Consider the following 25,743-nt stretch of genomic DNA (forward strand, 5'->3'; position numbering starts at 1 on the left):
GCCCCCCTCTGCCCTGCCGGGCATCTCCCCCTCAAGGGGGGAGATTGGCAGCTTGGCCTTCGTCCCACATGCAGCATCGATGAAGATTGGCGAAGGTCGATGAGACATCTGATCTCCCCCCTTGAGGGGGAGATGTCCGGCAGGACAGAGGGGGGCGCCTTGGCGCCTGCCTTGCGCACTATGCACCTCGCCGGCCACGCCTGATGGCCCCCCCACCATCCTCCGTCAAACCTGAATTCCCCTGGTGGCTGGCCGCCGCCCTTGTCCTTGCCTTGGCCGCCGCGCTCGCCATCGCCGCCAGCGATCTTTATGCCCAGGTCTTCGCCACTGTCGCCAAGGGCATCGGCGTCACCGTCTTCGTCACCATTGTCGCCTTCGCGCTGGCCTCGATCATCGGCCTCGGCATCGCGCTGATGGGATTGTCGGGTTCGCAGTGGCTGCGGCAGATCGCGCGTTTCTATGTCGAGATCATCCGTGGCGTACCGATCCTGGTGCTTTTGTTCTGGATCGCGTTTGCCGGCGCACCGGCTTTCGTCGCAGCCTGGAACGCGCTGACCGCGCCGCTGCAGAGCACCGGCTATCTCGGCGAGTTGCAGGTGCGCGACGTCTCGCTCTTGTGGCGCGCCGTCATGGCGCTGACCATCGGCTATTCCGCCTTCATCTCCGAAGTGTTCCGGGCCGGCATCCAGGCGGTCGAGAAGGGCCAGATCGAAGCGGCCAAGGCGCTCGGGCTCACGCGGGCGCAACGTTTCCGGCTCATCGTCTTTCCGCAGGCGATCCGTACCATCCTGCCGCCGCTCGGCAATGACTTCGTCGCCCTGGTCAAGGATTCCTCGCTGGTCTCGGTGCTCGGTGTCGCCGACATCACGCAGATGGGCAAGGTCTATGCCGCCGGTTCCTTCCGCTTCTTCGAGACCTATTCGATAACAGCCTACATCTATCTCATCCTGACCGTCGGCTTGTCTTTGGCGCTCCGGGCGCTGGAACGGCGGCTGCGCCGCCAGCATCAGGAATAGTCTTTCGGCAAGGACGGCGTTACGCTCCGGTTGCGCACTGGAGGAGGAGCATGCCCATGAACGTCGACAAGGCCAATGCAGCGCTGGACTCGGTCTATACGGCCGATACGCCCGAAACCCTGGCGCAGGCCTATGCCGCATGGGCCGCGACCTATGACAGCGAGACCGCCTCGCTCGGTTATCTCCTGCCGTTCCTCATTGCCGCCTGGGTGGCGCGCCATGTGCCTGCGGGCGAAGGGCCGCTGCTCGACGCGGGCTGCGGCACCGGCCTGTCGGGGCCGTCGCTGAAGGCGCTGGGCTACGGCGATATCGCCGGGCTCGACCTGTCGGACGACATGCTGAAGATCGCCGGCAGCCGCAACGCCTATGGCGAGCTGAAGCAGGCAATGCTGGGCGGCCCGCTGCCCTGGCCCGACGGCCATTTCCGCGCCTTCTTCTCGACCGGCGTGTTCACCATCAGCCATGCGCCGGCTTCCGGCCTGCACGAACTGGTGCGCATCACGAAGAAAGGCGGCCACGCCATCTTCACCGTACGCGACCAGGTGTTCGAGAGCGGTGGTTTCCAGGCCGTCTTCGACGAGCTGGAACGGACAGGAAAATGGCGGCTGGTCGAGCAAAGCCCGTGGTTCCGCTGCTATGCGATTGCCGAGCCGGATGCGCTGGTGAAGACGTTTGTCTTCGAGGTGCTTTGAACCGCGGGTCCGCCAAGCTTGGTGCGCATCCCCCGGAGGCGTGGACGCGAGGACGAGGAACCCAGGTCCCGCGCAGCCACCGCCAATTGCCGAAAAGCCAAAACATTGCTATCTACCCCGCCATGGAAGAGCTTTTTGGCGATCCGGCCTACAAGGGGTTCGTGCTGCAGGACAGAAAACGCCTGCCGTCGCGCTTCTCCGCGCGCGTCTGTGGCGCGCCGACCAGCCGACTTACGCGGGCCGACTGATCAACTCGTTTCGCCTGACATCTTGGCGTCTGCCCTTCCCTTTCTCATATCGACGGATTTACGCACATGAGCGCACCGCGCACCCTCTATGACAAGATTTTCGACGACCACGTCGTCGACCGCCAGGACGACGGCACCTGTCTGCTCTATATCGACCGCCACCTCGTCCATGAGGTGACCAGCCCGCAGGCCTTCGAGGGCCTGCGCATGAGTGGTCGCAAAGTCCGTCATCCCGAAAAGACGCTGGCCGTGGTCGACCACAACGTCTCGACCTCGCCCGAGCGCAAGTTCGGCATCAAGAACGAGGAAAGCCGCATCCAGGTCGAGGCTCTGGCCAAGAACGCCAAGGATTTCGGCGTCGAATATTATTCGGAGAATGACATCCGCCAGGGCATCGTCCACATCATCGGGCCGGAACAGGGTTTCACCTTGCCCGGCATGACCATCGTCTGCGGCGACAGCCACACCTCCACCCACGGCGCCTTCGGCGCGCTGGCGCACGGCATCGGCACGTCGGAGGTCGAGCACGTGCTGGCGACGCAGACGCTGATCCAGCGCAAGGCCAAGAATATGCTGGTGCGCGTCGACGGCCAGTTGCCGGAAGGCGTCACCGCCAAGGACATCATCCTCGCCATCATCGGCGAGATCGGCACCGCCGGAGGCACCGGCTATGTCATCGAATATGCCGGCGAGGCGATCCGCTCGCTGTCGATGGAAGGCCGCATGACGATCTGCAACATGTCGATCGAGGGCGGCGCGCGCGCCGGCCTGATCGCACCCGACGAGACGACCTTCGCCTATGTCAAGGACAAGCCGCGCGCGCCCAAGGGCGCCGCCTGGGACGCCGCGCTCGCCTACTGGAAGACGCTGCAATCCGACGAAGGCGCGCATTTCGACAAGGTGATCGTGCTCGATGCGGCCAAACTGCCGCCGATCGTCTCCTGGGGCTCTTCCCCGGAGGATGTTGTCTCGGTGCAAGGGATTGTGCCGAACCCGGAAGACATCACCGACGAAAACAAGCGCACCTCAAAGCAGCGCGCGCTCGACTATATGGGCCTGACGCCGGGAACGAAGATCACCGACATCGCCCTCGACCGTGTCTTCATCGGCTCCTGCACCAACGGCCGCATCGAGGATCTGCGCGCCGCCGCCAAGGTGGTCGAGGGCAGAAAAGTCAATCCGCGCGTCAACGCCATGATCGTGCCGGGCTCCGGCCTGGTCAAGGAACAGGCCGAGGCCGAAGGGCTGGACAAGATCTTCCTCGCCGCCGGCTTCGACTGGCGCGAGCCGGGTTGCTCGATGTGCCTTGCCATGAACGACGACCGGCTGAAGCCGCATGAGCGCTGCGCCTCGACCTCGAACCGCAATTTCGAGGGCCGGCAAGGCTTCAAGGGGCGCACCCATCTGGTGTCGCCGGCCATGGCTGCGGCGGCGGCGATCGCCGGCCACTTCGTCGATATTCGCGACTGGAAGTAAATCGCGGCTGGTTCGATCGAAACGCAAGGGCCCGGACCGCGATGCGATCCGGGCCTTCTGCTTGAGCGTCCAGAGCATGTTGGAGCTTCACCGGTCGTCGCGGCGGATGATCTCGTGGAACTGCTCGCGGCGCCCTGGTTCTTCGGCGGCAACCACCAGGGCCAGCCCGCGTTCATCGAAGAGTTTGAACCATTCGTCCCACTCGACCAACTCATAACCTCCGGCATTGATCGGGCGCTCCGGCTGGTCTTCGTCCTCATAGGCGTGCTGGCCGAACACCAGCCGCAGCATCGCCTGCGTGCCGGCCTCGGGCGACACGTCGACAATGGCCGGAAAGCCGGCGCGTGAAGCGGCCCATGAACGGATTGCCTCGTGATCGGTCAGGGTGATTGTATCGGCCATTATCGGTTCCTCTTCTGCGCTGGACAAACGCAGGTCCGGCGCGCCGGTTCCACGTCACGCTCCGCACCAGCGTGACGCATATTCGCTTTCGCTTAACCGCTTGTTTGGGCTTGCAGCCTAAGGTCTTTCCCGACGTCAAGCGAGGGGAAGTCACGGTCCTTTGGACACCGGCCTGCTGATAGCGTTGCTAAACCCGACGATCGCGCTGGCCCTCGGCGCGGCGTTCCTCGTGCTTTGGTTCTATCAGCGCCACCGTCCCTATCTGGCCGTGCTGGCGGTAAGCTATTCGCTTGCGGCGGCCGGGTTCCTGTTCCAGCATTTCACGCTGCCCGTTGGCCTGGCACCGTCGAAGCTGCTCTCCAACCTATGCTTCTGCGTTGCCGGATCCTGCCTGGCCGGCGCGATCGTGGCGCGGCATGGCCAGCGAGTGCCCTATGCCGGGCTTTGCGTCTTGGCGAGCGGCGGCATGGCCGCCTTTTGCTGGTTCCTGTTCGTCCAGCCGGACCTGACATGGCGGGTCCTCGTCATCAATTTCGCGCTCGGCGGCATCAGCCTGGTGGCGGCCGCCGAATTGCGCAAGGTGCGTGGCAATGGCCCGACGGAAAAGATCCTGTTCGTCCTGGCGTTGCTCGCGGGGCTGAATTTCTTCGTGCGCACGCTTGCCGTCATCGTCGCGCACGGGCCTTTCGCGACTTATGACGAGCTCTATACATCATCCTATTGGACGACGGCGTTGCTGTCGCATGCGCTGCTGTCGCTGCTGATCGCGCTTTGCCTGTTCTCCGCCGCCGCGCTCGACGTGATGAAGGCGTTGAAGGTCGAAACCTACACCGATCCGCTGTCTCGCCTGCTCAATCGGCGCGGCTTCGAGCAACGGGCGGCCCTGCTCTTGCAACGCTGCGCGGCGGCGAAATTGCCGGTGGCCCTTGTGCTGGCCGATCTCGACCACTTCAAGGCGCTCAACGACCTGCATGGGCATGCCGCGGGCGACCGGGTGATCGCTGACTTCGCCGCCAGGCTTCGCGCGGCCGCCGGTGCGCGCGGTGAGGCTGGACGTATCGGCGGCGAGGAATTCGCGGTGCTCCTGCCCTTGACCGATCTTGCCGCCGCGCGGCTGTTCGCAGAGGCCGTGCGCGTGGCCTACTCGGCCGGCGGCGTCGACGGACTTCCGCCCGGCACCAAGGTCACCGCCAGTTTCGGCGTGGCGGCGCGCAGCGGCGACGAAGCGCTGGAGCCGTTGATGCGCCGCGCCGACGAGGCCCTCTACAAGGCCAAGAAAAACGGCCGTGACAGCGTGCGCCTGTCCTATGAGCGGCCGGAAACGCTGTTCGTGCCGGAGCCGCTCAAAGCCGGCTGAAGGCGATCGGCCTGACGCCTTCATCATCCAGGACCCGCGCCGCACCGCTTCGTTCCTTGCTTCCCTGAAAGGCGATGGCAAACATCGTTCGGCCAATGTCCGAGGCGTGCGCGAGCCTCGATATGACCTCACGTTAACTTCTTTTTCGCCCGTCGATGGTTTGCTGCCGTCAGGGGCTTGGGAAATCATGGGCGGCGCGGACTTCATCCTTGTCATCAATCTGTTCGTTGCCGGGCTGCTGGCGGCGGCCTTCATGGCGATCGCCGTCTATGACATCGGACGCGTCTCGGCACGCTGGCTGGCGTTCGGCTATGTGCTGGGCATGGCCTATTTCGTCGTTGAGTTCAGCATTCCCGCCTTCGACAATGCGCGGCTGGTGGTCGTCGCAGCCTTTGCCGTTTTCCTTGGCGCCACCATCGCCTTCAACGGCGGGCTTGCGCATAGATACGGCGTGACGCCGCCCTGGTCGGCGATGCTCCTGATCCTGGCCGTTGCGTCTGTCGCGGTCTATTTCGCCCAGGATCTGCCGCGCCAGTCCCTAGTCAGCAAGATGGCCTACCAACTGCCCTACGCCGTCATGCAGCTTACCGGGTTCGGCATTGTCTGGTCGTCCAGGCAAAGGCGTGGCCGGCTCGATCGGATGCTGATGGCGGTGCTGGCGGCCAGCGCCATGCAGTTCGCCAGCAAGCCATTCATCGCCGATGCGCTTGGCGGCCGCGGCGCCGCCCCACAATCCTATCTGCAGACCAGCTATGCCCTGGTATCGCAATCGCTCGGCACCGTGTTCGGCGTGGCGCTGGCCTTGCTGGCGCTGGCCATACTGGTGCGCGACGTGCTCGCCGAGGCGACGTCGAAATCGGAAACGGACACGCTGTCGCGGCTCCTCAACCGCGGCGGCTTCGAGCATCACGCCGAGAGGGCGCTGGGGGAAGCGGCGCGCCGGGGCGTCCCAGTCGCGCTGGTCATCGCCGATCTCGACCACTTCAAGTCCATCAACGACAATTACGGCCATGCCTCGGGCGACCGGGTCATCGAGGCCTTTGCCCGCTTCCTGCGCGAGGCCGCGGCCGACCACCATGTCGCCGGTCGTATAGGCGGCGAGGAGTTCGCCATCATCCTGCCAGGCACCAACCTTGCCGCCGCGCGGCTGTTCGCCGAAGGCGCGCGCAGCGCCTTCGGGACGCTGCCCATCGACGGGCTCCCCGCCGACAATCGCTGCACGGCAAGCTTCGGCGTCGCCGAGCTTCATGCCGGCGAGCATTTTTCCGATCTGATGCGGCGTGCCGATGAAGCGCTCTATCAGGCCAAGGATGCCGGGCGCGACTGCGTGCGCGTTTCCGCCGGGCCAGCCAGGCCAGAGGCCGTGGCGCTGTTCAGCGGCAGGGGCTGAGCTCGGGCATTTCGCCGTCGGAGAGGCCATACATATAACTGCGCCCCTTCACGAACACCGGCGGCCGATAGCAGTCGCCATAGCCCGACATCTCGTCAGCCCCGTTCTCGTAGATCACCTTGGGCTGGCCGGCGCTGGTATAGTCGGACAGCTGCTTGGCGAGCTTGCCTTCGCCGACGAGGATGCGCTTGTAGCCGGCGGCACTGTCGATGACGAGATTGCCGAAGGAATCGGCGTAGACCCGATCCTGGTGGCGTCCGTCCGCCAGCGCCGGCGCGGCGAAGCCGACGGCCAATACCGCCACTGTGAGCGCCGCAAGGCGCGATCTGCCCGAATTCGAACGCATGGCGTCCTCCATATTGGAGACAAAGCCTCCTCGATTCGGAAATTAACCTTTTCTTAACCTTTGTTAAGAGGCTGGCGCGGTTCTCACCCATGTCTTGATAAACATGGTTAACGAGGCACATGACGCGATCGTGATCGACGGTCGCGAGGCGCTGGTGATGAAGGCGGGCTCGCGCCGCTGACCTGCACCCGCTGAGCCGAAGCCCGCGCCCGCCACATATATGCTGCACCGCAGCGAGAACGGGCCGGCTTGGCATCGTCGACGCCTAATCGATTGAAGCCCGGACCTGCCTTTTAATCAGACTAAATTACGTTTTCGAAACGGTTTTCTGGCTTTGACGCGGTGCAAAAAGAGCATTAGAAACCGGCTGTCCGAAGTCGCAACCGGAAGCGGCAATGCCGCATTTCCACCTGAGGCTCCAGGAACGCCGAACTGGGGGAGCCATGAGCAAATCACCAGCCACCCGCGAATTCGCCAGACGTGAACGGCCGCTTTCGCCGCACCTCAGCGTGTACCGGCCGCCGATCACCATGACGATGTCGATCATCCATCGCATCACCGGCGGCGCGCTCTATTTCGGCACGCTCCTGGTCGCGATATGGCTGATGGCGGCGGCGAGCTCGCAAGCCACTTTCGATTGGGTGAGCTGGGCCTTCGGAACCTGGCTCGGACGGCTGATCCTGTTCGGCTACACCTGGGCGCTCATGCACCACATGCTGGGCGGCGTGCGCCACCTGATCTGGGATACCGGCGCCGGTCTCGAAAAGCATACCGCCTCCAAGATCGCCTGGGCGACCCTGGCCGGCTCGGTCCTGCTCACGCTGCTGATCTGGATCGCCGGCTATATGGCGCGAGGAGCCTGACCATGAGCACTGGAAAGACCGACATGCGCACGCCGCTGGCGAAAGTCCGCGGCCTGGGGTCCGCCCGCGAAGGCACCGGGCATTTCTGGCGCCAGCGCCTCACGGCAATCGCCAACATCCCGCTGATCCTGTTCTTCACCGGGTTCCTGGTCGCGCTCAACGGCGCCGGTTATGCGGAGGTGCGGGCAGCGCTCGCCGACCCGCTCGTGGCGCTGATGATGGCCCTTGTGCTCATCTCGCCGCTTTATCACATGCGGATCGGCATGCAGGTGATCATCGAGGATTACGTGCATGGCGAAGGCATGAAGCTGGCGCTGATCGCCCTCAACACTTTCTTCACCGTAGCGGTCGGCGTGGCTTCGCTCTTCGCCCTGCTCAAACTGGCATTCGGAGGCTGACGTTTTGGCCAAGGACGCGAAAGAAGCCAATACGGCAGGCTATACCTATGTCGACCACAAATTCGACGTCGTGGTCGTCGGTGCCGGGGGCGCGGGACTGCGCGCTACGCTGGGCATGGCCGAACAGGGCCTGCGCACCGCCTGCATCACCAAGGTTTTCCCGACCCGCTCGCACACGGTGGCGGCGCAGGGCGGCATTGCCGCTTCGCTTTCCAACATGGGCCCGGACTCCTGGCAGTGGCACATGTACGACACCGTCAAGGGTTCGGACTGGCTGGGCGATGTCGACGCCATGGAATATCTGGTGCGTGAAGCGCCGGCCGCCGTCTACGAACTCGAGCATTACGGCGTGCCGTTCTCGCGCACGGAAGAGGGCAAGATCTACCAGCGGCCGTTCGGCGGCCACATGATGAATTACGGCGATGGCCCGCCGGTGCAGCGCACCTGCGCGGCCGCCGACCGCACCGGCCACGCCATCCTGCACACGCTCTACGGCCAGTCGCTGAAGAACAACGCGCAGTTCTTCATCGAGTATTTCGCGCTCGACCTGATCACGGAGCCGGACGGCACATGCACCGGCGTCGTCGCCTGGAACCTCGACGACGGCACCATCCACCGCTTCTCGGCCAAGATGGTTGTGCTGGCGACAGGCGGCTATGGCCGCGCTTATTTCTCGGCCACATCGGCCCACACCTGCACCGGCGACGGCGGCGGCATGGCCGCGCGGGCGGGGTTTCCCTTACAGGACATGGAGTTCGTGCAGTTCCACCCGACCGGCATCTACGGCGCCGGCTGCCTGATCACGGAAGGCGCGCGCGGCGAGGGCGGCTATCTCGTCAACTCCGAGGGCGAGCGGTTCATGGAGCGCTACGCGCCGTCGGCCAAGGACCTTGCCTCGCGCGATGTCGTCTCGCGCTGCATGACGCTGGAAATCCGCGAAGGCCGCGGCGTCGGCAAGAACAAGGACCATATCTTCCTGCACCTCGATCATCTCGATCCGGCGGTGCTGCACGAGCGGCTGCCCGGCATCTCGGAATCGGCAAAGATCTTCGCCGGCGTCGACCTCACCAAGGAGCCGATTCCGGTGCTGCCGACGGTGCACTACAATATGGGCGGCGTGCCGACCAATTACTGGGGCGAGGTGCTCAACCCGACGATCCTTAATCCCGATCGGGTCTCGCCCGGCTTGATGGCGGTAGGCGAGGCCGGCTGCGCCTCGGTGCACGGCGCCAACCGGCTGGGATCGAACTCGCTGATCGACCTGGTCGTGTTCGGCCGCGCGGCGGCGATCCGTGCCGGCCAGGTCATCGACCGCAAGTCGGCAATCCCGTCGCCCAACCAGGCCTCGGTCGACAAGATCATGGACCGCTTCGACCGGCTGCGCCACGCCAACGGCTCGACGCCGACGGCGGTTCTGCGCGAAAAGATGCAGCGTGCCATGCAGGAAGACGCGGCGGTGTTCCGCACGCAGGAATCGCTGGAGAACGGTTGCAAGCGCATTTCGCAGATCTGGGGCGAGCTCAAGGACATAAAGGTTTTCGATCGCTCGATGATCTGGAACTCCGACCTGGTGGAGACGCTGGAGCTGGAAAACCTGATGGCCAACGCCATCACCACGGTCTACGGCGCCGAGGCCCGCAAGGAGAGCCGTGGCGCGCACGCGCGGGAGGATTTCTCGGCCCGCGACGACGCCAACTGGCGCAAGCACACGCTCGCCCATCTGAGCGAGACCGGTGAGGTGACGCTCTCCTATCGTCCGGTGCACACCGAACCGCTGCTGGCCGAAAAGGACGGCGGCATCAGTCTCGCCAAGATCGCGCCCAAGGCCAGGGTGTATTGAAATGACGTCCAGCCGCGTCATCCGAAAGGACCTGAGGTAATGGTCGAACTCACGCTCCCCAAGAACTCGAAGATCCAGCAGGGCAAGACCTGGCCGAAGCCGGAAGGCGCGACCAATCTCAGGGAATATCGCATCTACCGCTGGTCGCCGGATGATGACGAGAACCCGCGCATGGACACATATTTCGTCGACATGGACGATTGCGGGCCGATGGTGCTGGATGCGCTGCTCTGGATCAAGAACAAGATCGACCCGACGCTGACCTTGCGCCGCTCCTGCCGGGAAGGCATCTGCGGCTCCTGCGCCATGAATATCGACGGCTCCAACACGCTCGCCTGCACCAAGGGCTGCGACGACATATCGGGTGCCGTCAAGATCTACCCGCTGCCGCATATGCCCGTCATCAAGGACCTGGTGCCCGACCTCACCAATTTCTACGCCCAGCACGCCTCGATCGAACCGTGGCTGAAGACGGTCTCGCCGCAGCCCGCCAAGGAATGGCTGCAGAGCCATGAGGAGCGTGAGAAGCTCGACGGGCTCTACGAATGCATATTGTGCGCCTGCTGCTCGACCTCTTGCCCGAGCTATTGGTGGAACGGCGACCGTTATCTCGGCCCGGCAACCCTGCTGCAGGCGTATCGCTGGCTGATCGACAGCCGCGACGAGGCCACGGGCGAGCGGCTCGACAATCTCGAGGACCCCTTCCGGCTCTATCGCTGCCACACCATCATGAACTGCGCGCAGACCTGCCCCAAGGGCTTGAATCCGGCCAAGGCGATCGCGGAAATCAAGAAGATGATGGTGGAGAGAAGGGTTTAGGCGCTCGCTCGCGGCAATCTTGAACGCAGCGATCCTTCGCGCCCCCTTTCTCCGGCAGGACAAAAGGGGCGCTGTCTTGCCAGCTTCAAAAAGGATTGCAATCCAATGACGGACCTCCCCATCCTGTCTCCTCCCGAAGCGCGTGTGCTCGGCTGCCTCATCGAGAAGAAGGAGCTGACGCCGGACGTCTATCCGTTGACCCTCAACGCAGCGCTTGCCGCCGCCAACCAGAAGACGGCGCGCGAGCCCGTCATGGCGCTGGAGCAGACAGAGGTGCACCGGGCGCTAAAGCTGCTCGAGCAGAAGGGGCTGGTGCGGCAGATGTTCGGCTCCCGCGTCGAACGCTACGAGCACCAGATGGCGCAGCGCTTCTCGCTGACCACGCCTCAGACCGCCTTGGTCGGTCTGCTTTTGCTGCGCGGGCCGCAGACGGCGCATGAATTGTTGGCACGCAGCGAGCGCATGGCAAGGTTTTCATCGATCGAGGGTTTGCGCGGTGAACTCGATATGCTGATCGGCCGTCGACCGCCGCTCGTTCAGGAAATCCCGCGCGGTCCAGGCCAACGCGAGGACCGCTATGTGCATCTCCTCGCCGGGCCGGTTGACGTTGCCGCCCTGTCGGCGCAGCGCACTGCATCGGCCGTGCCCGCTTCCGACCTCGAAGCGAGAGTGGAGGCGCTGGAGCAGGAAGTCGCAGCCCTTCGCGCCCGGCTCGACGCGCTGGGCGCCTGAGCGGTCGGGCGTGTCCGGCGCGACCATGCGCGCCGGGATGCCGGGGTCTCAGCCGAGCCTGGCGTTGAGCGATACGTTGATGGCGCCCAGCGCTTTGGAAACAGGGCATTCGGCCTTGGCCTTCTCGGCCAATTCCTTGAACTTCGCCGCGTCGATGCCGGGCACCTTGCCGACAAGGGTGATCGCGCTGCCCGTGATGCCGGTGCCGGGAACCAGCGTCACCACGGCCTTGGCGTCGAGTTCGGCTGCCGGGGTGCCGTTCTCGGCCAGGAAATGCGACAGCTGCATGGCGTAGCAGCCGGCGTGCGCGGCCGCGATCAGCTCTTCCGGATTGGTGCCGGATTTGCCGCTCTCGTCCTCGAAGCGTGCCTTGAACGAATAGGGCGTGCCGTTCAGGGTCCCGCTCTGGCTGTCGAGCGTGCCTTTGCCGTCCTTCAGATTGCCCTTCCAGACGGCGGTTGCGGTGCGGTCCATGAATTCCTCCTTGGTTGTCGTGAACTTGTCCAGGTGAGCCCAGCGTCCGGCCAACTATAGCGCGGGCATGCGCGAAGACCACTGCGCTGTTTGGACCACGGCGTGATGACGGTTCATTCCTTTCGAAAAAAATCCGCGTGCAAAAATGTCGGCTTCCATTCGGCCCGACCGTCCTGCGGGCGACCACGGGATTGTGGCCGGATGGAGGTTCACATGGACAATCTGTTTTTCGCAATATGGAAGACCCCGGGCCGCAAGGCTCAACGACGGCAGGACTTCTGGCTGGAGCCGCCGCCGTCCGGTGTCCGCAGGCTGCTGGCGGCTGTCGCCATCGTCGCGGTCGCGGCATGCCTTCTCGACCATGCGGCAGCGGTCGAAGGCAAGGCTGACACGCTCGTCGCCGCATCCTATGATTCATCGCAGCAAGGGAGCGCGAAATGAAATATGTCTGCCTGGTCTATGGTGAGGAGAAAGACCTCTACGCGCTCACTCCGGAAGGATCGGCCAAGCTCGACGCCGATTCGCTGGCCTATGACCGGTCCTTGGACCAACAAGGCAAGCTCATCGTCGCGCAGGCGCTGCAATCGGTGAAGACCTCGAAGACCGTGCGCCGTCGCAAGGGCAAGCGGCTGGTCACCGACGGCCCGTTCGCCGAAACCAAGGAGCAGTTGCTCGGCTTCGTCATGATCGAGGCGAAGGACCTCCAGGAGGCGCTGGACATCGCCGGCGGCATTCCGCTGGCCGAACTCGGCACGATCGAGGTCCGGGCGATCTATGACGTGCCCGGGTCATAGATGGCGCGGCGGGTCAGATCGCCTCGCCCTTCAAAAGGCGCGGCGTGCCGGCCGAAAGCCCCGACGCCTGGCGGATGAAGAATTCCTTCAGCCGCGGCATGCGTTCGACCAGGCCGAGGCCGATGTCGCGCACCGCGCGCAGCGGGCCGATATCGTTGGAAAACAGCCGGTTCAGCACATCTGTCGTGACGCCCATCTGCACCGTGTCGAAACGGCGCCATTGCTGGTAACGCTCGAGCACGTCGAGCGCGCCGATATCCTGGCCCAGCCGGTCGGCTTCTACGATCACCTCGGCCAGGGCGGCGACATCCTTGAAGCCGAGATTGAGGCCCTGGCCGGCGATCGGGTGGATGCCGTGGGCGGCATCGCCGGCAAGCGCCACGCGCGGCGCGACGAAGGCGCGCGCGATGGTAAGACCCAGCGGCCAGGCGCGCGGCTTGTCGGCGACGCGGATCTCGCCAAGCTTGAGGCCGAAACGCTGTTCCAGTTCGTGCTCGAAGAGGAGGTCGTCGCCGGCGACCAGCGTCTGAGCATCTTCCGACCGCTCGACCCAGACGATCGACGAGCGGTTGGAGCCGTCCTCGCCCGGCTTCAGCGGCAGCGTGGCGAAGGGTCCGGCGGGCAGGAAATGCTCTTCGGCACGACCGTTGTGGGGCCGTTTATGTGCCACGGTGCAGACGATGCCGGACTGGCCGTATTCCCACTTCACCGTCTTGATGCCGGCCATGTCACGCAGCTTCGAGTTGACGCCGTCGGCGGCGACCAGCAGCCGCGCCTTCAGCGTCGCGCCGTCGGCCAGATGCACGGTGATGCCCGCACCATTGGTTTCGAACCCTTGCACGGCAACGCCTTCGATGATGTCGACGCCGAGCTTTTCGGCGCTGCGGCGCAAGGCGCCGTTCAGCACCCGGTTGGCCACCATATGTGCGAAGGGCTCGCCCGGCGCCACCTCGCCGTCGAAGGTGAGGAAGACCGGGCGCACAGGATCGGCGGTACGCGAATCGGTGATGATCATCTCGGTGATCGCCTGCGCTTCCGGCGCGATCTCGGCCCAGACGCCGAGCCGCTCGAGCATGCGGCAGGCGGCCGCCGCAATGGCCGAGGCGCGCCCGTCCCTTTGCCAGGAGCCGGCGGGTGCGGCATCGACCAGGGCCACGGCAAGCTCCGGTTGCGCCTGTTTCAGCGACACGGCGGCAGCCAGGCCGACATAGCCGGCGCCGGCGACCAGAACATCGAGCCCGGACCTGGTTTTCGCCTCTGCCTTGCCTTCCATGGTCTTCGCTCCTTGCAAGCCAGCCTGCCATCCGCCCTTGACGGCCCGTCCTTCCTGTCGGAAACCCGCCGAGGAAATCTTGAGGCGAGGTCACGACACATGACGGCGGCCATGGACGAGCTTCTGCGCATTCTCGACCTCGAGAGGCTGGAACACAATCTGTATCGTGGTCGCAGCCCCCAGGTGGAGTGGCAGCGCGTGTTCGGCGGCCAGACCATCGCCCAGGCGCTGGTGGCGGCGCAGCGGACCGTCGAGCCCGACCGCTACGTGCATTCGCTGCACGGCTATTTTATGCGGCCGGGCGACATCAAGGTGCCGATCATCTACGAGGTCGACCGCATCCGCGACGGCGGCTCCTTCACCACCCGCCGGGTGCTGGCGATCCAGCACGGGAACGCGATCTTCTCGCTGGAAGCCTCGTTCCAGGTCGATGAGAAGGGGCTGGAGCACCAGTTCGCTTTGCCCGACGACGTGCCGCCGCCGGAAGGGCTGAAGACGCAGCGCCAACTGCTCGAAAAGGCCGACCGGGTGCCGGAAGCGGTGCGACGCTTCTGGGCGCGCGAGCGACCGCTGGAGCTCAGGCCGGTCAATCTCCAGCACTATGAAAGCCGTGACAAGCTGCCGCCCCGGCAGAATGTCTGGATCCGCCTCGCCGGTCCCGTCCCAGACGACCGCGCGCTGCAATCGGTGTTGCTCGCCTACCTTTCCGACATGACGCTGCTCGACACCTCGACCTTCGCGCATGGGCGCGGGCTGTTCGATCCCGACATCCAGGCGGCCAGCCTCGACCATTCGATGTGGTTCCACCGCCCGCATTCGCTTGACGGCTGGCTGCTCTACGCGCAGGACAGCCCCTCGAGCTCGGGATCACGCGGATTCAGCCGCGGCACGCTCTATGCCCGCGACGGCACGCTGATCGCCTCGATGGCCCAGGAAGGCTTGATCCGGCTCAAGCGTTGAGCAGTCCTTTCGCCCAAAGCCTTCCAAATAGGCGTTTTCAGAAAATTGCTTAATTATTGAGCAGAAGCTGTGCCGCGCCCATCGGCACGGTGCGGTTGCGGGCGCGTCAATTCCTTTATTTACAACAGGTTAACACGCTGCTTCGGCAATTGGCACGGAGCTTGAATCCTCGTCGGCACTCTCCGGCTCCTCGGGATCGGTGAAGGTGTGCAAACGCGGGGGACCGCAACAGCAAAAGGGTGAAACCTTATGAAAATCGTGATGGCAATCATCAAGCCGTTCAAGCTCGACGAGGTACGCGAAGCGCTTACCGCCGTCGGCATCCAGGGCCTGACCGTCACCGAAGTCAAAGGCTACGGGCGTCAGAAGGGGCACACGGAAATCTATCGCGGGGCGGAATACGCGGTCAGTTTCCTGCCGAAGATCAAGATCGAGGTCGCGGTCAGCGCCGACATGGTCGACAAGGCCGTGGAGGCCATCACCGCAGCCGCCAAGACCGGTCAGATCGGCGACGGCAAGATCTTCGTTTTCGGCATCGACCAGGCGGTGCGCATCCGCACCGGCGAAACAGACACCGACGCGCTCTGAAGCGGCGAACACGTATTCCAATGGAGAGTTCAATGAATATTCCTTCCACCTTGAAGAAGACGGGACGCGCCGCCCTTTTTGGCTCGCTCGCTCTCGCAGCGTTGGGCAGCGTCGCCGCCCTCGCGCAGGAAGCGGCTCCGGCCGCGGCTGCCGCCGCCCCGGCCGCTCCCACCCCGGTGCTCGACACCGGCAACACCGCCTGGATGCTGACTTCGACGGCGCTGGTGCTGATGATGACCATCCCCGGCCTGGCACTGTTCTACGGCGGCATGGTGCGCAAGAAGAACGTGCTTGCCACCGTCATGCAGAGCTTCGCCATCACCTGCCTGGTGACGGTGCTGTGGTTCATGTTCGGCTATTCGCTGGCCTTTTCCGACGGCGGCGGCATGAATGCCTATCTCGGGGGCTTCTCGAAGTTCTTCCATCACGGCATCACCACCTCGACGCTGTGGGCGCCGGGCGTGGCCAACATTCCTGAATTCGTCTTTTCGATGTTCCAGATGACCTTCGCCATCATCACCCCGGCCCTGATCGCCGGCGCCTTTGCCGAGCGCATGAAGTTCTCGGCCCTGCTGATCTTCATGGCGCTGTGGCTGCTGGTCGTCTATGCGCCGATCGCGCATTGGGTCTGGGGCGGCGGCTTCCTCGGCGCTGCCGGCGTGCTCGACTTCGCCGGCGGCACGGTCGTCCATATCAATGCCGGTGTCGCGGGTCTCGTCTGCGCCCTGGTCCTTGGCAAGCGCGAAGGCTACGGCACCACCAACATGGCGCCGCATAACCTGGTCTATTCCGTGATCGGCGCTTCGCTGCTGTGGGTCGGCTGGTTCGGCTTCAACGCCGGTTCGGAACTCGCCGCCGACGGCCTCGCCGGTGCCGCGATGCTCAACACCCAGGTTGCCACCGCGGCAGCGGCGCTGGCCTGGATGTTCGCCGAATGGATCGTCGCCAAGAAGCCCTCGGTGCTCGGCATCATCTCCGGCGCCGTCGCCGGCCTTGTCGCGGTGACGCCGGCTTCCGGCTTCGTCAACCCGACGGGCGCCTTCATCGTCGGCATCGTCGCCGGCGTCGTCTGCTACATCTCGGCGGTCAAGGTAAAGCACATGTTCGGCTATGACGACTCGCTCGATGCCTTCGGCGTCCATGGCGTCGGCGGCGTGGTCGGCGCATTGCTGACCGGCGTGCTCGCCGACCCGGCAATCAACAGCCTGTCCTCGGGCGCGTCGATCGGCAAGCAGCTCTACGGCATCGTCTTCACCATCCTGTGGACGGCAATCGCCACCTTCGTCATCCTCTACATCGTCAAGGCGCTCGTCGGCCTGCGTCCATCGACCCAGGAAGAGGTCGAGGGTCTCGACATCAGCCAGCACGGCGAAGTGGTGCCGTAAGGCCTCTTTGCCATGGGACCGGCGGACCTCCTCCCGCCGGTCCCATCTCTTTCTGTAATCGCGTACGGAAAACCGCTGCACGTCTTCTGGAACTTGAAATCCCGTCGTGACGCTCCGCAAGGTGCTCACGCCTTGAGGCCCGGATCGCTCCGGGCCTCTTTTTTGGAGCCCGTTTGATTGAACGAGCGCAATCACGTTCGCGTGATTGAGATTTTCGAGGAAACATCGGACGTCTTGGCATCGAACTCCCGGGCACGACCACTGTTCGGCGGTCGTTGCAAACAATAGGGAAGGAAACTATCCAATGAACGTCAAGAATATCTGTCTCGGCGCGCTCGCTCTTTCCATGGTCAGCGGCATGGCATTTGCCGGGGCTCTCGACGAACCCGACAATATGGCCCCGTTCTTCACCGATTCCAGCATGAAAACCATGAAGCCGATGGCGGAATTCAAGACCGCTTTCATGGCCATGCCAATGGAAAAACAGGATACGATGAAGAAGGAATGCCAGGACGCGGCGATGAGCAAGCCGCACGCCGAGTTCTGCGCCAACGTCCAGGCGCTCGGCGGAGCCAACTGAGACCGCAGCGGATCAGGCCCACCGAGCCTGATCACCCTGCCGTTGCCGATGCAGAAATGGCGGGCCGTGAGGCTCGCCATTGTTACTTGCGGCAGGCGGGTGGGGCCCTTGCCATGGTTAATGCGGCCTTAACCTTCCCACGCATAGTCTGGCAGCCAAATCTGCCGAAGTGCGTCACGCGCTCGGGCCAGGCAATCACTGACGGGGAAGAGCATGCGTTCAGGGGCTTCAGCACCGCTCGCGCTGACCGATACGGGGCACGGCATCCAGGCATTCGCGCGACGCCAGGTCGGCCGGCTTGTCGGCGCCGGCATGTTCGCGTTCACCGCTTTCGGCGTCGCCAGCCTGGCCACCTGGAATGTCGCCGACCCGAGCTTCTCGCACGCCACAGCCAACACCGTCACCAATGCCATGGGCTATGCGGGTGCTGTCTTCTCCGACATCGCCATGCAGTTCTTCGGCCTTGCCGCCGTGGCGGCGCTGGTTCCGGCCGTGATCTGGGGATATCTCCTGTTTTCGGCGCGTGGCGTCGACAGGCTGCCCAGGCGCGGTCTGTTCTGGTTCGGCTTTGCCCTGCTGGCCGCTGCGATCGCCGGCTGCGTGGTGCCGCCCAAGACCTGGCCGCTGCCGACCGGGCTCGGCGGCGTGTTCGGCGACATGGTACTGAAGATTCCGGGCGTCGTCATCGGTGGCTATCCGACCGGGCTGGTGGCCAGCGTGCTCGCCATTCTGATGGCCGGTCCGGCGCTATGGCTGTTCGCCTACGGTTCGGCGCTGATCGCACGCAAGAACGGTTTCGCCGTCATGGAGGAACCGGCCGCCGCCGATCCGCGTGAGGATGAGCTGCTGTTCGACAATGACGAGGATGAAGGCGACGAAGGCATGCTGGCGCTCGGCGCAATGACCCATTGGTGGCTTTCGTTCCGCGCGTGGATGCACCGCCGCGCCGTGCGCCGCAGGCAGCGGCGGGACGAATTCGAGCCGGGAATGGAGCCGCGCGCCAGCGCCTGGCGGCGTGCCGCCGAACGGGTCGAATCGGCCGAGTTCGCCGAGCAGCGGATGAGCCCGGATGGCCGTGCCCGCGTCGAACCGGAATTCTTCGCCGCCATGGTCAACGACCGCAGCGTTTCCGTCGATCCGGACGATGACGTCTTCGACGATCGCTTCGACACCGGCGATGACGATGTCGATTTCGACGATGAACCCCTCGTCCAGCGTCGCGCGGCTTCCACCGCAAAGGTCCAGCCGTTCCGCTCGGATGCCGCCACGCGCGTTGAAGCGCCGGCGCCGCGCCCGGCTCCGGGTGCGCGCGTCCAGCGCGAGGCGCAGGCCTCGTTGATCGGCTCGGAAAAATTCGAGATGCCGTCGCTGCATTTCCTGTCCGAACCGAAGAACGTCGCGCGCGACCCGAGCCTCTCGAAAGACGCGCTGGAACAGAACGCCCGCCTGCTCGAAGGCGTGCTGGAGGATTTCGGCGTCAAGGGCGAGATCATCCATGTCCGCCCCGGCCCCGTCGTCACGCTCTATGAGCTGGAGCCTGCGCCAGGCATCAAATCATCGCGCGTCATCGGCCTCTCCGACGACATCGCCCGCTCGATGAGCGCCATCGCCTGCCGCGTCGCCGTGGTGCCGGGCCGCAACGCCATCGGCATCGAATTGCCGAACGCCAAGCGCGAGACGGTGTATCTCAGGGAAATCATGGCCAGCCGCGATTTCGAGACCACCAAGGCCAAGCTGGCGCTGGCGCTGGGCAAGACCATCAACGGCGAGGCGGTCATCGTCGATATCGCCAAGATGCCGCACGTCTTGGTCGCCGGCACCACCGGCTCGGGCAAGTCGGTCGCCATCAACACCATGATCCTGTCGCTGCTCTACCGGCTGACGCCGCAGGAATGCCGGCTGATCATGATCGATCCCAAGATGCTGGAGCTCTCGGTCTATGACGGCATCCCGCACCTTTTGACGCCTGTCGTCACCGACCCGAAGAAGGCGGTGGTTGCGCTGAAATGGACCGTGCGGGAGATGGAAGACCGCTACCGCAAGATGTCGAAGGTCGGCGTGCGCAATATCGACGGTTTCAACGCACGCGTCCAACAGGCGGAGAAGAAGGGCGAAAAGATCTCGCGCACGGTGCAGACCGGCTTCGACCGCCAGACCGGCGAGGCGATCTACGAGACCGAGAATCTCGACCTCGAGCCGATGCCCTACATCGTCGTCATCATCGACGAAATGGCCGATCTGATGATGGTTGCCGGCAAGGACATCGAGGGTGCCGTCCAGCGCCTGGCGCAGATGGCGCGCGCCGCCGGCATCCATGTCATCATGGCGACGCAACGTCCGTCTGTCGACGTGATCACCGGTACCATCAAGGCCAACTTCCCCACCCGCATCTCCTTCCAGGTGACGTCGAAGATCGACAGCCGCACCATCTTGGGCGAGCAAGGCGCCGAGCAGCTGCTCGGCATGGGCGACATGCTCTACATGGCCGGCGGCGGCCGCATCCAGCGCGTGCACGGCCCGTTCGTCTCCGACGACGAGGTCGAGAAGATCGTCGCGCATCTGAAACTGCAGGGCGTGCCGGAATATCTCGACGCCATCACCGAGGACGATGATGAGGACGAGGACGAGCCCTCCGGCAAGGGCGGCTCGGGCGGCGGCGGCGGCAATTTCGAGGATTCCGACGATCCTTACGACCAGGCGGTGTCCGTGGTGTTGCGCGACGGCAAGGCCTCGACCAGCTACATCCAGCGGCGTCTGGGCATCGGCTACAACCGCGCCGCTTCGATCATCGAGAAGATGGAAAAAGAAGGCATTGTCGGCCCCGCCAACCATGCCGGAAAACGCGAGATCCTGGTGCCGACCGAAGAGGACAAATTCTGATCGCGACAAATACCGGCGGCAACTTTGAACCTTCTGGCGCGTTCAAGCGGTCAAGCAGTGTTCGCGCCGTCAAACTTCAGCCCAACTGGGGGTTCAGGACAACAACAAATCAGGACTCAAGATGAGAGTGACCGACATGAAAAACGATCTTTCCGCGCTCGGCAATCTTGCCCCGACGCGCCGTCAGTTGCTTGGCCTCGGCCTGGTGCTCGCGGGCGCTGCCCCCCTCAACGTGGTGCCCGGATTCGAGCTGCTGGCATCCGCGCAGGCGGCCGTGCCGGCGGCCGCGCAGAAGATCGCCGATCATTTTTCCTCGGTTAAGTCGATGAGCGGCGAATTCGTGCAGTTCGGCCCCAAGGGCGAACAGACCGGCGGCAAGTTCTTCCTGGAAAGACCGGGCAAGATCCGTTTCAATTATGACGGATCCTCGAATTTCCGGGTGATTTCGGACGGCAAGTCGGTGGTCATCCTCAACAAGAAACTGAACACGTCCGATCTTTATCCCTTGTCGAAGACGCCGCTGAAACTGTTGCTCGACGACCGGATCGATCTCTCCGGAAACCGCGTCAAGAGCGTCAAGGAAGAGGACGACCTCACCACCATCCAGCTCTCGGACAAGTCGGTGTTCGGCAATGCGCGGATCACCATGATGTTCGATCCGAAGACCTATGATCTGCGCCAGTGGACGATCACCGATGCGCAGGGCAAGGACACCACGGTGATGATCTTCAACACCAAGGAAGGCGTCAGCTTCGCTCCCGACACGTTTGCCATCGACTATACGGCCAATCGCGAGCTGAATACGAAAACCAGATAGCTTTCCTCGCGCTGGCGAAGCCTTTCGTGCAGTTTCGGCGGCGCGGCGCCGACCTCCGCAACTGCTGCAATGCTTGTCTTTATGGCGCGGGGCTGGCAGTAGTTCGGCGATCTTTCGCCGGACCCGCCAAATGCCCTTTTCCATCGCCACCTGGAACATAAATTCCGTTCGCCTGCGCATGCCGATCATCGAGCGCCTGCTCGATGAATACGCGCCCGATGTGCTTTGCCTGCAGGAAACAAAAGTTCCCGACGAGCTGTTCCCCGAAAAGGCCTTCCGCAGGCTCGGCTACGGGCACATCGCCTTTCACGGTCAGAAGGGCTATCACGGCGTGGCGACGGTCGCGCGCCGGCCGATCGCGGTGGTCGAGAAGCGCCGCTTCTGCGACATCGACGACAGCCGGCATTTGTCGGTGACCGTGCGGGCCGGCGGCAAGACGATCCTGCTGCACAATTTCTACGTTCCGGCGGGCGGTGACGAACCGGACCCGGAAGTCAACCGCAAATTCAGGCACAAGCTCGATTTCGTCGCCGAGATGAACGCAATCCGCGCCGAACACAGCGAAGTGTCCGCCTCGGTCCTGGTCGGCGACCTCAACATCGCGCCGCTCGAACACGATGTCTGGTCGCATAAGCAACTGCTCAACGTGGTCAGCCATACACCGGTCGAGACGGAGAGTTTCGAGGCCATGCGGCTGGCCGGCGACTGGGTCGACCTGATGCGGCTCAACGTGCCATCAGAACAGAAGCTCTACACCTGGTGGAGCTACCGCGCGCAGGACTGGGAGGCATCCAACCGCGGCCGGCGGCTTGACCATGTCTGGTCGTCACCGAACCTGGTGCCTGATTTCACCGGCTACGAAATCCTGCGGGCGGCGCGTGGCTGGGAACGTCCCTCGGACCATGTTCCGGTCATCGCGCGGTTCAACCTGGACTGATCAGCCGGGCCGGCGCTTTTCCCACTCCGGCGACAATTGCGTCAAGCCGCTCGGTCGCCATGATGAAGGGCAGGTCATTTTCGGTGGCGCGAACCAGCCGGAACTCCACCTGTCTCTCCCGTTCACTCGGAAAAGCGCGGCGCCAGCTTCTCGATGCGGTGGATCATTGCCTGAAAGTCTTCCAGGATGCGCTGGTGGAGCTGTGCCGCCAAATCCGGATATTCCTCCAGGATGCGGCGGAACATCTTTCGGCTGAGCCGGATCACCTCCGAATCGACCGCGGCCGATGCACTGGTCAGCCGGTTGGTGTCGGCGATCAGCGCCAGTTCGCTCAGCATGGTGCCGGGGCCGGCCGTGCCGATAGGGATGCGTTCGCCTGTCTGCTCGCGGTAGAGCACGATCTCTCCGCTGACCACGATATAGGCCGAATCAGCCATATCGTCCTCGCGATAGAGCTTGTGGTCTGCCTGCAGCAGCATGGTCTCGGCGCCGAAGGCGAGCAGGCGCAATTGTTCCTGCGTGAAGCCCTCGAAAAGCCTCACGGCTGACAGGATGCGGATGTCGTCATCCAGCGCCATCTAGCTGTGTCCCCGAACGGTCAGTCCAATCCCTCCTCTGCGGTGCGATCCAGAATCCCGCTCCAACAGGATCGCACCCAAAAGCAGCCCCGCCCAGACCGCTTATTGGATAATAAAATGTTTAAGGAACCAGCTTGTAGCCACCGCTTTCTGTCACAAGAATTTCCGCATTGGAAGGATCGCGCTCGATCTTCTGGCGCAGGCGATACACATGGGTTTCCAGCGTGTGCGTGGTAACGCCGGAATTGTAGCCCCACACCTCCTCGAGCAGCACGTCGCGCGTCACCACCTTCTGGTCGGCGCGGTAGAGATATTTGATGATCGAGGCCTCCTTCTCCGTCAGCCGCACCTTTGCGCCGCGCGGGTCGATCAGCAGCTTCTGGCTTGGCTTGAAGGTGTAGGGGCCGACCGAGAAGGTGGCGTCCTCGCTTTGCTCGTGCTGGCGCAGCTGCGCGCGGATGCGCGCCAAAAGCACCGCGAAGCGGAACGGCTTCGTCACGTAGTCGTTGGCGCCGGCTTCGAGGCCAAGGATCGTGTCCGAATCGGTGTCGTGGCCGGTCAGCATGATGATGGGCGCCTTGTAGCCGCCCTTGCGCAGGATCTTCACCGCTTCGCGGCCGTCCATGTCGGGCAGGCCGACATCCATGATCAGCAGGTCGATGAGGCCGCCACGCGCCGCGGCGACGCCTTTTGCCGCAGTGGACTCCTGCAGCACGTCGAATTCCTCATAAAGGGACAATTGCTCGACCAACGTGCCGCGCAGGTCGTCATCGTCGTCGACGATCAGGATGGTTCGTGAAGTCATGGATCAATCCGTTGTTTTGAAAAGAAAATTCAGTTGACCGCTGCCTGTTTATGCGGAAGCTGACCGGCACAACAGCCGATCACAGTGATTTGTTCCGTGGCACGATCATACAAGAAAAAACACGATCGCAATGCAGCCGGCGCAATTTTGCGAAAAGGACTGCGGGTGCTGACCGTGCGGGCAAGGCCCGGCCGTCCCAGCCAGGGGCTGCTGCAGGCGGGCAGAACGGTGTTTGCCTGCGCGCTGGGGCGTGGCGGCATCTCGGCGGGCAAGCGCGAAGGCGACGGCGCCACGCCGCTTGGCCAAATGCGGATCCTGTCGGGTTATTTCCGGGGAGACCACTTCTCCAGCGGCCGCATCACCCGGCTGGCGATGACGCCGATCGGGCCTGATCTCGGCTGGTGCGAAGTGCCCGACGACCGAAACTATAACAGGCCAGTCAAGATCCCCTACGGCGCCAGCCACGAACGCATGCGGCGCGACGACAGGCTCTATGATGCCTGCCTTGTGCTCGACTGGAATATAACGCCGCGCCGCCGCGGACGCGGCAGCGCCATCTTCTTCCACCTGGCGCGCCCGGGCTTCACGCCCACGCAAGGCTGCGTCGCGGTGACCGCACGCACGATGGCGCGCCTTTTGCCGCTGCTGTCGGACCGGACGGTGGTGAGGGTGGTAAGGTAGGGAATGGTGTAGGGAATAGGGAATAGGCAGTAGGCAGTAGGGTTCTCTTTCTATTGCCTACTCCTAATTCCTATTCCCTTTCCTTACCTGCCAGCCGATGTCGAGCAGGCCCAGCCGGCCGAGTTCGCGGTCCATGGCGCGGGAGACGTCTTTGCGCGTGGCGCCAACATCGCGCAACTGGCGATCCGACAGGTCCTCGATGTCGTCCTGCGGCAGGCTTGCCGCGACCTTGGCCTGGCGGAGCCAGTCGAACGCGGCGGTCAGCCAGTTCAACCGGCTCGCGGGAGCTCTCAAAGCTATGTGAGACATGATGCGGTTCCTTCCATCCGGACATAAAATCCGGTTTGATATTGGTTCGATGGTTGCATCATGCCCGATTGAAAGATTGGAGAGAAACGAGTAGTTCTTTCCGGATTATCAAGTTTTCTTTGAGGATCAGGGCGCCATGACCGCGTCTGTTCTGGGGCCGCGCTGATGGCCCGCCTGGTGCCGGGAACCCGGGCGCTGAGGACGCTGGAGGCAGCGGCCCGGCATCTCAATTTCACCCGGGCCGCCGACGAACTCGGCCTGACGCCAGCCGCCGTCAGCCACCAGATCAAGGAGATCGAAGACCAGCTCGGCATCGTCCTGTTCACGCGCTCCAGCCGCAGCATCCGGCTGACGGAGGCCGGAACGGTGCTGTTCGAGGCCTCTGCCGATGCGCTCGACCTGCTTGGCAAGGCCGTCTCGCGGGCACAGAAGATGACGCGCGGCACGACGCTGCTGAAAGTGACGCTCGACGCCCAATTCGCGACGAAATGGCTGATGCGGCGGGTCGAGGATTTTCGAAAAAAACATGAAGGCATCGAACTCAGGTTCGACATCGCCTACGGATTGCGGGATTTCGACCTTGACGATGTCGATGTCGGCATCCGCTTCGGCGCCGGCAGATATCCGGGACTTTGCGCGCATCGGCTGTTCGACAACGTCATCATCCCGGTGTGCAGCCCGAGCCTGCTGGCGTCAGGTCCGCCGCTGCGCGAACCGCGCGATCTCTTCCATCACACGCTTGCCCATATCGAATGGGCGCGTCAGGGCGTGACCTGGCCGAACTGGCGCATGTGGATGGCGGCAGCCGGCGTCGACGATTTCGACGACAGCCGCACCATCGTTTTCGGCACCTCGGCCGACGCGGTCCAGGCGGCGATGGAGGGCAGCGCCGTGGCGCTCGCCGATTTCGCCATGGTGGCCAACGACCTTTCCGAAGGTAGGTTGGTGCGGCCTTTCGAACTCGGCATCAAGGTCGCGCCGGAATTCGCCTATTTCCTGGTCTATCCCAAGGAACTGGTGAACGATCCGCGTATCGTTGCCTTTCGCACGTGGATTCTGGAGGAAATGGCAAAATCCCAAACCGCGGACCGGGTGTAGCGGAG

Annotated in this window: 28 protein-coding genes; 21 read left to right on the plus strand and 7 right to left on the minus strand. The window is 63.9% G+C overall.

The window, feature by feature from the left end; genetic code table 11:
• Positions 1-203 precede the first annotated feature (203 nt).
• From FJ959_RS01965 to leuC, 3 genes are all read left to right on the plus strand, one after another.
• Positions 204-1,016: an amino acid ABC transporter permease gene (locus tag FJ959_RS01965; protein WP_140492737.1), complete on the plus strand. Its 813-nt coding sequence runs from the start codon at positions 204-206 to the stop codon at positions 1,014-1,016.
• 56 nt (positions 1,017-1,072) lie between these two features.
• On the plus strand, positions 1,073-1,708 hold the full coding sequence (locus FJ959_RS01970; RefSeq protein WP_140518095.1) for a class I SAM-dependent methyltransferase: 636 nt from the start codon (positions 1,073-1,075) through the stop codon (positions 1,706-1,708).
• Between the two features lie 314 nt (positions 1,709-2,022).
• Positions 2,023-3,432 carry a 3-isopropylmalate dehydratase large subunit gene (gene leuC, locus FJ959_RS01980; protein ID WP_140518096.1) on the plus strand — a complete coding sequence of 470 codons (1,410 nt, stop codon included), beginning with the start codon at positions 2,023-2,025 and terminating at the stop codon, positions 3,430-3,432.
• An 87-nt stretch (positions 3,433-3,519) separates the two neighbouring features.
• Here leuC and FJ959_RS01985 read toward each other — a convergent pair whose 3' ends face one another.
• Complete coding sequence (locus tag FJ959_RS01985) at positions 3,520-3,834, minus strand: hypothetical protein (protein WP_140492726.1); 315 nt, start codon at positions 3,832-3,834, stop codon at positions 3,520-3,522.
• Positions 3,835-3,994: 160 nt separating this feature from the next.
• Here FJ959_RS01985 and FJ959_RS01990 point away from each other — a divergent pair, with 160 nt between their 5' ends.
• Together FJ959_RS01990 and FJ959_RS01995 are read left to right on the plus strand one after the other, a co-directional pair.
• Positions 3,995-5,191 carry a GGDEF domain-containing protein gene (locus FJ959_RS01990; protein ID WP_140518097.1) on the plus strand — a complete coding sequence of 399 codons (1,197 nt, stop codon included), beginning with the start codon at positions 3,995-3,997 and terminating at the stop codon, positions 5,189-5,191.
• Between the two features lie 187 nt (positions 5,192-5,378).
• Positions 5,379-6,581 carry a GGDEF domain-containing protein gene (locus tag FJ959_RS01995; protein WP_140518098.1) on the plus strand — a complete coding sequence of 401 codons (1,203 nt, stop codon included), beginning with the start codon at positions 5,379-5,381 and terminating at the stop codon, positions 6,579-6,581.
• Here FJ959_RS01995 and FJ959_RS02000 read toward each other — a convergent pair.
• On the minus strand, positions 6,565-6,927 hold the full coding sequence (locus FJ959_RS02000) for a hypothetical protein (RefSeq protein WP_140580167.1): 363 nt from the start codon (positions 6,925-6,927) through the stop codon (positions 6,565-6,567). The two genes, FJ959_RS01995 and FJ959_RS02000, sit on opposite strands and share 17 nt — an antisense overlap.
• Before the next feature lie 443 nt (positions 6,928-7,370).
• Here FJ959_RS02000 and sdhC point away from each other — a divergent pair, with 443 nt between their 5' ends.
• The 5 genes from sdhC to FJ959_RS02025 all read left to right on the plus strand — a co-directional run bounded on the left by sdhC (position 7,371) and on the right by FJ959_RS02025 (position 11,579).
• Positions 7,371-7,790: a succinate dehydrogenase, cytochrome b556 subunit gene (sdhC, locus tag FJ959_RS02005; RefSeq protein ID WP_140518100.1), complete on the plus strand. Its 420-nt coding sequence runs from the start codon at positions 7,371-7,373 to the stop codon at positions 7,788-7,790.
• A gap of 2 nt (positions 7,791-7,792) precedes the next feature.
• Positions 7,793-8,188 carry a succinate dehydrogenase, hydrophobic membrane anchor protein gene (sdhD, locus tag FJ959_RS02010; RefSeq protein ID WP_140628162.1) on the plus strand — a complete coding sequence of 132 codons (396 nt, stop codon included), beginning with the start codon at positions 7,793-7,795 and terminating at the stop codon, positions 8,186-8,188.
• A 4-nt stretch (positions 8,189-8,192) separates the two neighbouring features.
• Entirely contained in the window at positions 8,193-10,028 is a 1,836-nt protein-coding gene (gene sdhA / locus FJ959_RS02015) for a succinate dehydrogenase flavoprotein subunit (RefSeq protein ID WP_140524668.1), read from the plus strand.
• A 39-nt stretch (positions 10,029-10,067) separates the two neighbouring features.
• On the plus strand, positions 10,068-10,847 hold the full coding sequence (locus FJ959_RS02020) for a succinate dehydrogenase iron-sulfur subunit (protein ID WP_140518103.1): 780 nt from the start codon (positions 10,068-10,070) through the stop codon (positions 10,845-10,847).
• A gap of 105 nt (positions 10,848-10,952) precedes the next feature.
• Entirely contained in the window at positions 10,953-11,579 is a 627-nt protein-coding gene (locus tag FJ959_RS02025) for a DUF480 domain-containing protein (RefSeq protein WP_140628164.1), read from the plus strand.
• A gap of 48 nt (positions 11,580-11,627) precedes the next feature.
• On the opposite strand, the gene FJ959_RS02030 is transcribed toward FJ959_RS02025, so the two are convergent.
• Positions 11,628-12,053 (minus strand): OsmC family protein, encoded by a 426-nt coding sequence (locus FJ959_RS02030; RefSeq protein WP_140628167.1) that lies wholly within the window; start codon positions 12,051-12,053, stop codon positions 11,628-11,630.
• Positions 12,054-12,266: 213 nt separating this feature from the next.
• Here FJ959_RS02030 and FJ959_RS02035 point away from each other — a divergent pair, with 213 nt between their 5' ends.
• Positions 12,267-12,494: a hypothetical protein gene (locus FJ959_RS02035; RefSeq protein WP_140492694.1), complete on the plus strand. Its 228-nt coding sequence runs from the start codon at positions 12,267-12,269 to the stop codon at positions 12,492-12,494.
• Entirely contained in the window at positions 12,491-12,847 is a 357-nt protein-coding gene (locus FJ959_RS02040; protein ID WP_140492691.1) for a YciI family protein, read from the plus strand. The genes FJ959_RS02035 and FJ959_RS02040 overlap by 4 nt, the downstream gene beginning before the upstream one ends.
• A gap of 13 nt (positions 12,848-12,860) precedes the next feature.
• On the opposite strand, the gene FJ959_RS02045 is transcribed toward FJ959_RS02040, so the two are convergent.
• A complete protein-coding gene (locus tag FJ959_RS02045) occupies positions 12,861-14,120 on the minus strand; it encodes a ubiquinone biosynthesis hydroxylase (RefSeq protein ID WP_140628170.1) in 1,260 nt (419 codons plus the stop codon).
• Between the two features lie 99 nt (positions 14,121-14,219).
• Here FJ959_RS02045 and tesB point away from each other — a divergent pair, with 99 nt between their 5' ends.
• The 7 genes from tesB to FJ959_RS02080 all read left to right on the plus strand — a co-directional run bounded on the left by tesB (position 14,220) and on the right by FJ959_RS02080 (position 22,267).
• Entirely contained in the window at positions 14,220-15,080 is an 861-nt protein-coding gene (tesB, locus tag FJ959_RS02050) for an acyl-CoA thioesterase II (RefSeq protein ID WP_140524665.1), read from the plus strand.
• A 249-nt stretch (positions 15,081-15,329) separates the two neighbouring features.
• Positions 15,330-15,668 carry a P-II family nitrogen regulator gene (locus FJ959_RS02055; RefSeq protein ID WP_013528889.1) on the plus strand — a complete coding sequence of 113 codons (339 nt, stop codon included), beginning with the start codon at positions 15,330-15,332 and terminating at the stop codon, positions 15,666-15,668.
• Between the two features lie 32 nt (positions 15,669-15,700).
• A complete protein-coding gene (locus tag FJ959_RS02060) occupies positions 15,701-17,053 on the plus strand; it encodes an ammonium transporter (RefSeq protein WP_140492683.1) in 1,353 nt (450 codons plus the stop codon).
• 304 nt (positions 17,054-17,357) lie between these two features.
• Complete coding sequence (locus FJ959_RS02065; RefSeq protein WP_140492681.1) at positions 17,358-17,633, plus strand: hypothetical protein; 276 nt, start codon at positions 17,358-17,360, stop codon at positions 17,631-17,633.
• 213 nt (positions 17,634-17,846) lie between these two features.
• Positions 17,847-20,513 carry a DNA translocase FtsK gene (locus tag FJ959_RS02070; RefSeq protein WP_140492677.1) on the plus strand — a complete coding sequence of 889 codons (2,667 nt, stop codon included), beginning with the start codon at positions 17,847-17,849 and terminating at the stop codon, positions 20,511-20,513.
• A gap of 136 nt (positions 20,514-20,649) precedes the next feature.
• On the plus strand, positions 20,650-21,330 hold the full coding sequence (locus tag FJ959_RS02075; RefSeq protein WP_140628173.1) for an outer membrane lipoprotein carrier protein LolA: 681 nt from the start codon (positions 20,650-20,652) through the stop codon (positions 21,328-21,330).
• Positions 21,331-21,460: 130 nt separating this feature from the next.
• Positions 21,461-22,267, plus strand: a complete 807-nt coding sequence (locus FJ959_RS02080; protein WP_140492674.1) for an exodeoxyribonuclease III — start codon at positions 21,461-21,463, stop codon at positions 22,265-22,267.
• A gap of 122 nt (positions 22,268-22,389) precedes the next feature.
• Here FJ959_RS02080 and FJ959_RS02090 read toward each other — a convergent pair whose 3' ends face one another.
• Together FJ959_RS02090 and FJ959_RS02095 are read right to left on the minus strand one after the other, a co-directional pair.
• Positions 22,390-22,845 carry a cyclic nucleotide-binding domain-containing protein gene (locus FJ959_RS02090; protein WP_140492671.1) on the minus strand — a complete coding sequence of 152 codons (456 nt, stop codon included), beginning with the start codon at positions 22,843-22,845 and terminating at the stop codon, positions 22,390-22,392.
• A gap of 121 nt (positions 22,846-22,966) precedes the next feature.
• The gene (locus FJ959_RS02095) at positions 22,967-23,650 is read right to left on the minus strand and encodes a response regulator transcription factor (protein ID WP_091576052.1); all 684 of its coding nucleotides are present in this window, start codon (positions 23,648-23,650) and stop codon (positions 22,967-22,969) included.
• Positions 23,651-23,794: 144 nt separating this feature from the next.
• On the opposite strand from FJ959_RS02095, the gene FJ959_RS02100 reads away from it, so the two are divergent.
• Positions 23,795-24,331, plus strand: a complete 537-nt coding sequence (locus tag FJ959_RS02100) for a L,D-transpeptidase (RefSeq protein ID WP_181165209.1) — start codon at positions 23,795-23,797, stop codon at positions 24,329-24,331.
• A 63-nt stretch (positions 24,332-24,394) separates the two neighbouring features.
• On the opposite strand, the gene FJ959_RS02105 is transcribed toward FJ959_RS02100, so the two are convergent.
• Positions 24,395-24,640 (minus strand): hypothetical protein, encoded by a 246-nt coding sequence (locus FJ959_RS02105; protein WP_140554835.1) that lies wholly within the window; start codon positions 24,638-24,640, stop codon positions 24,395-24,397.
• Positions 24,641-24,805: 165 nt separating this feature from the next.
• Between FJ959_RS02105 and gcvA the strand changes: the two genes are divergently transcribed.
• Entirely contained in the window at positions 24,806-25,738 is a 933-nt protein-coding gene (gcvA, locus tag FJ959_RS02110; protein ID WP_140492662.1) for a transcriptional regulator GcvA, read from the plus strand.
• The last annotated feature ends 5 nt before the right edge of the window (positions 25,739-25,743 follow it).

Source organism: Mesorhizobium sp. B2-2-4, from assembly GCF_006442375.1.
Classification (GTDB): domain Bacteria; phylum Pseudomonadota; class Alphaproteobacteria; order Rhizobiales; family Rhizobiaceae; genus Mesorhizobium.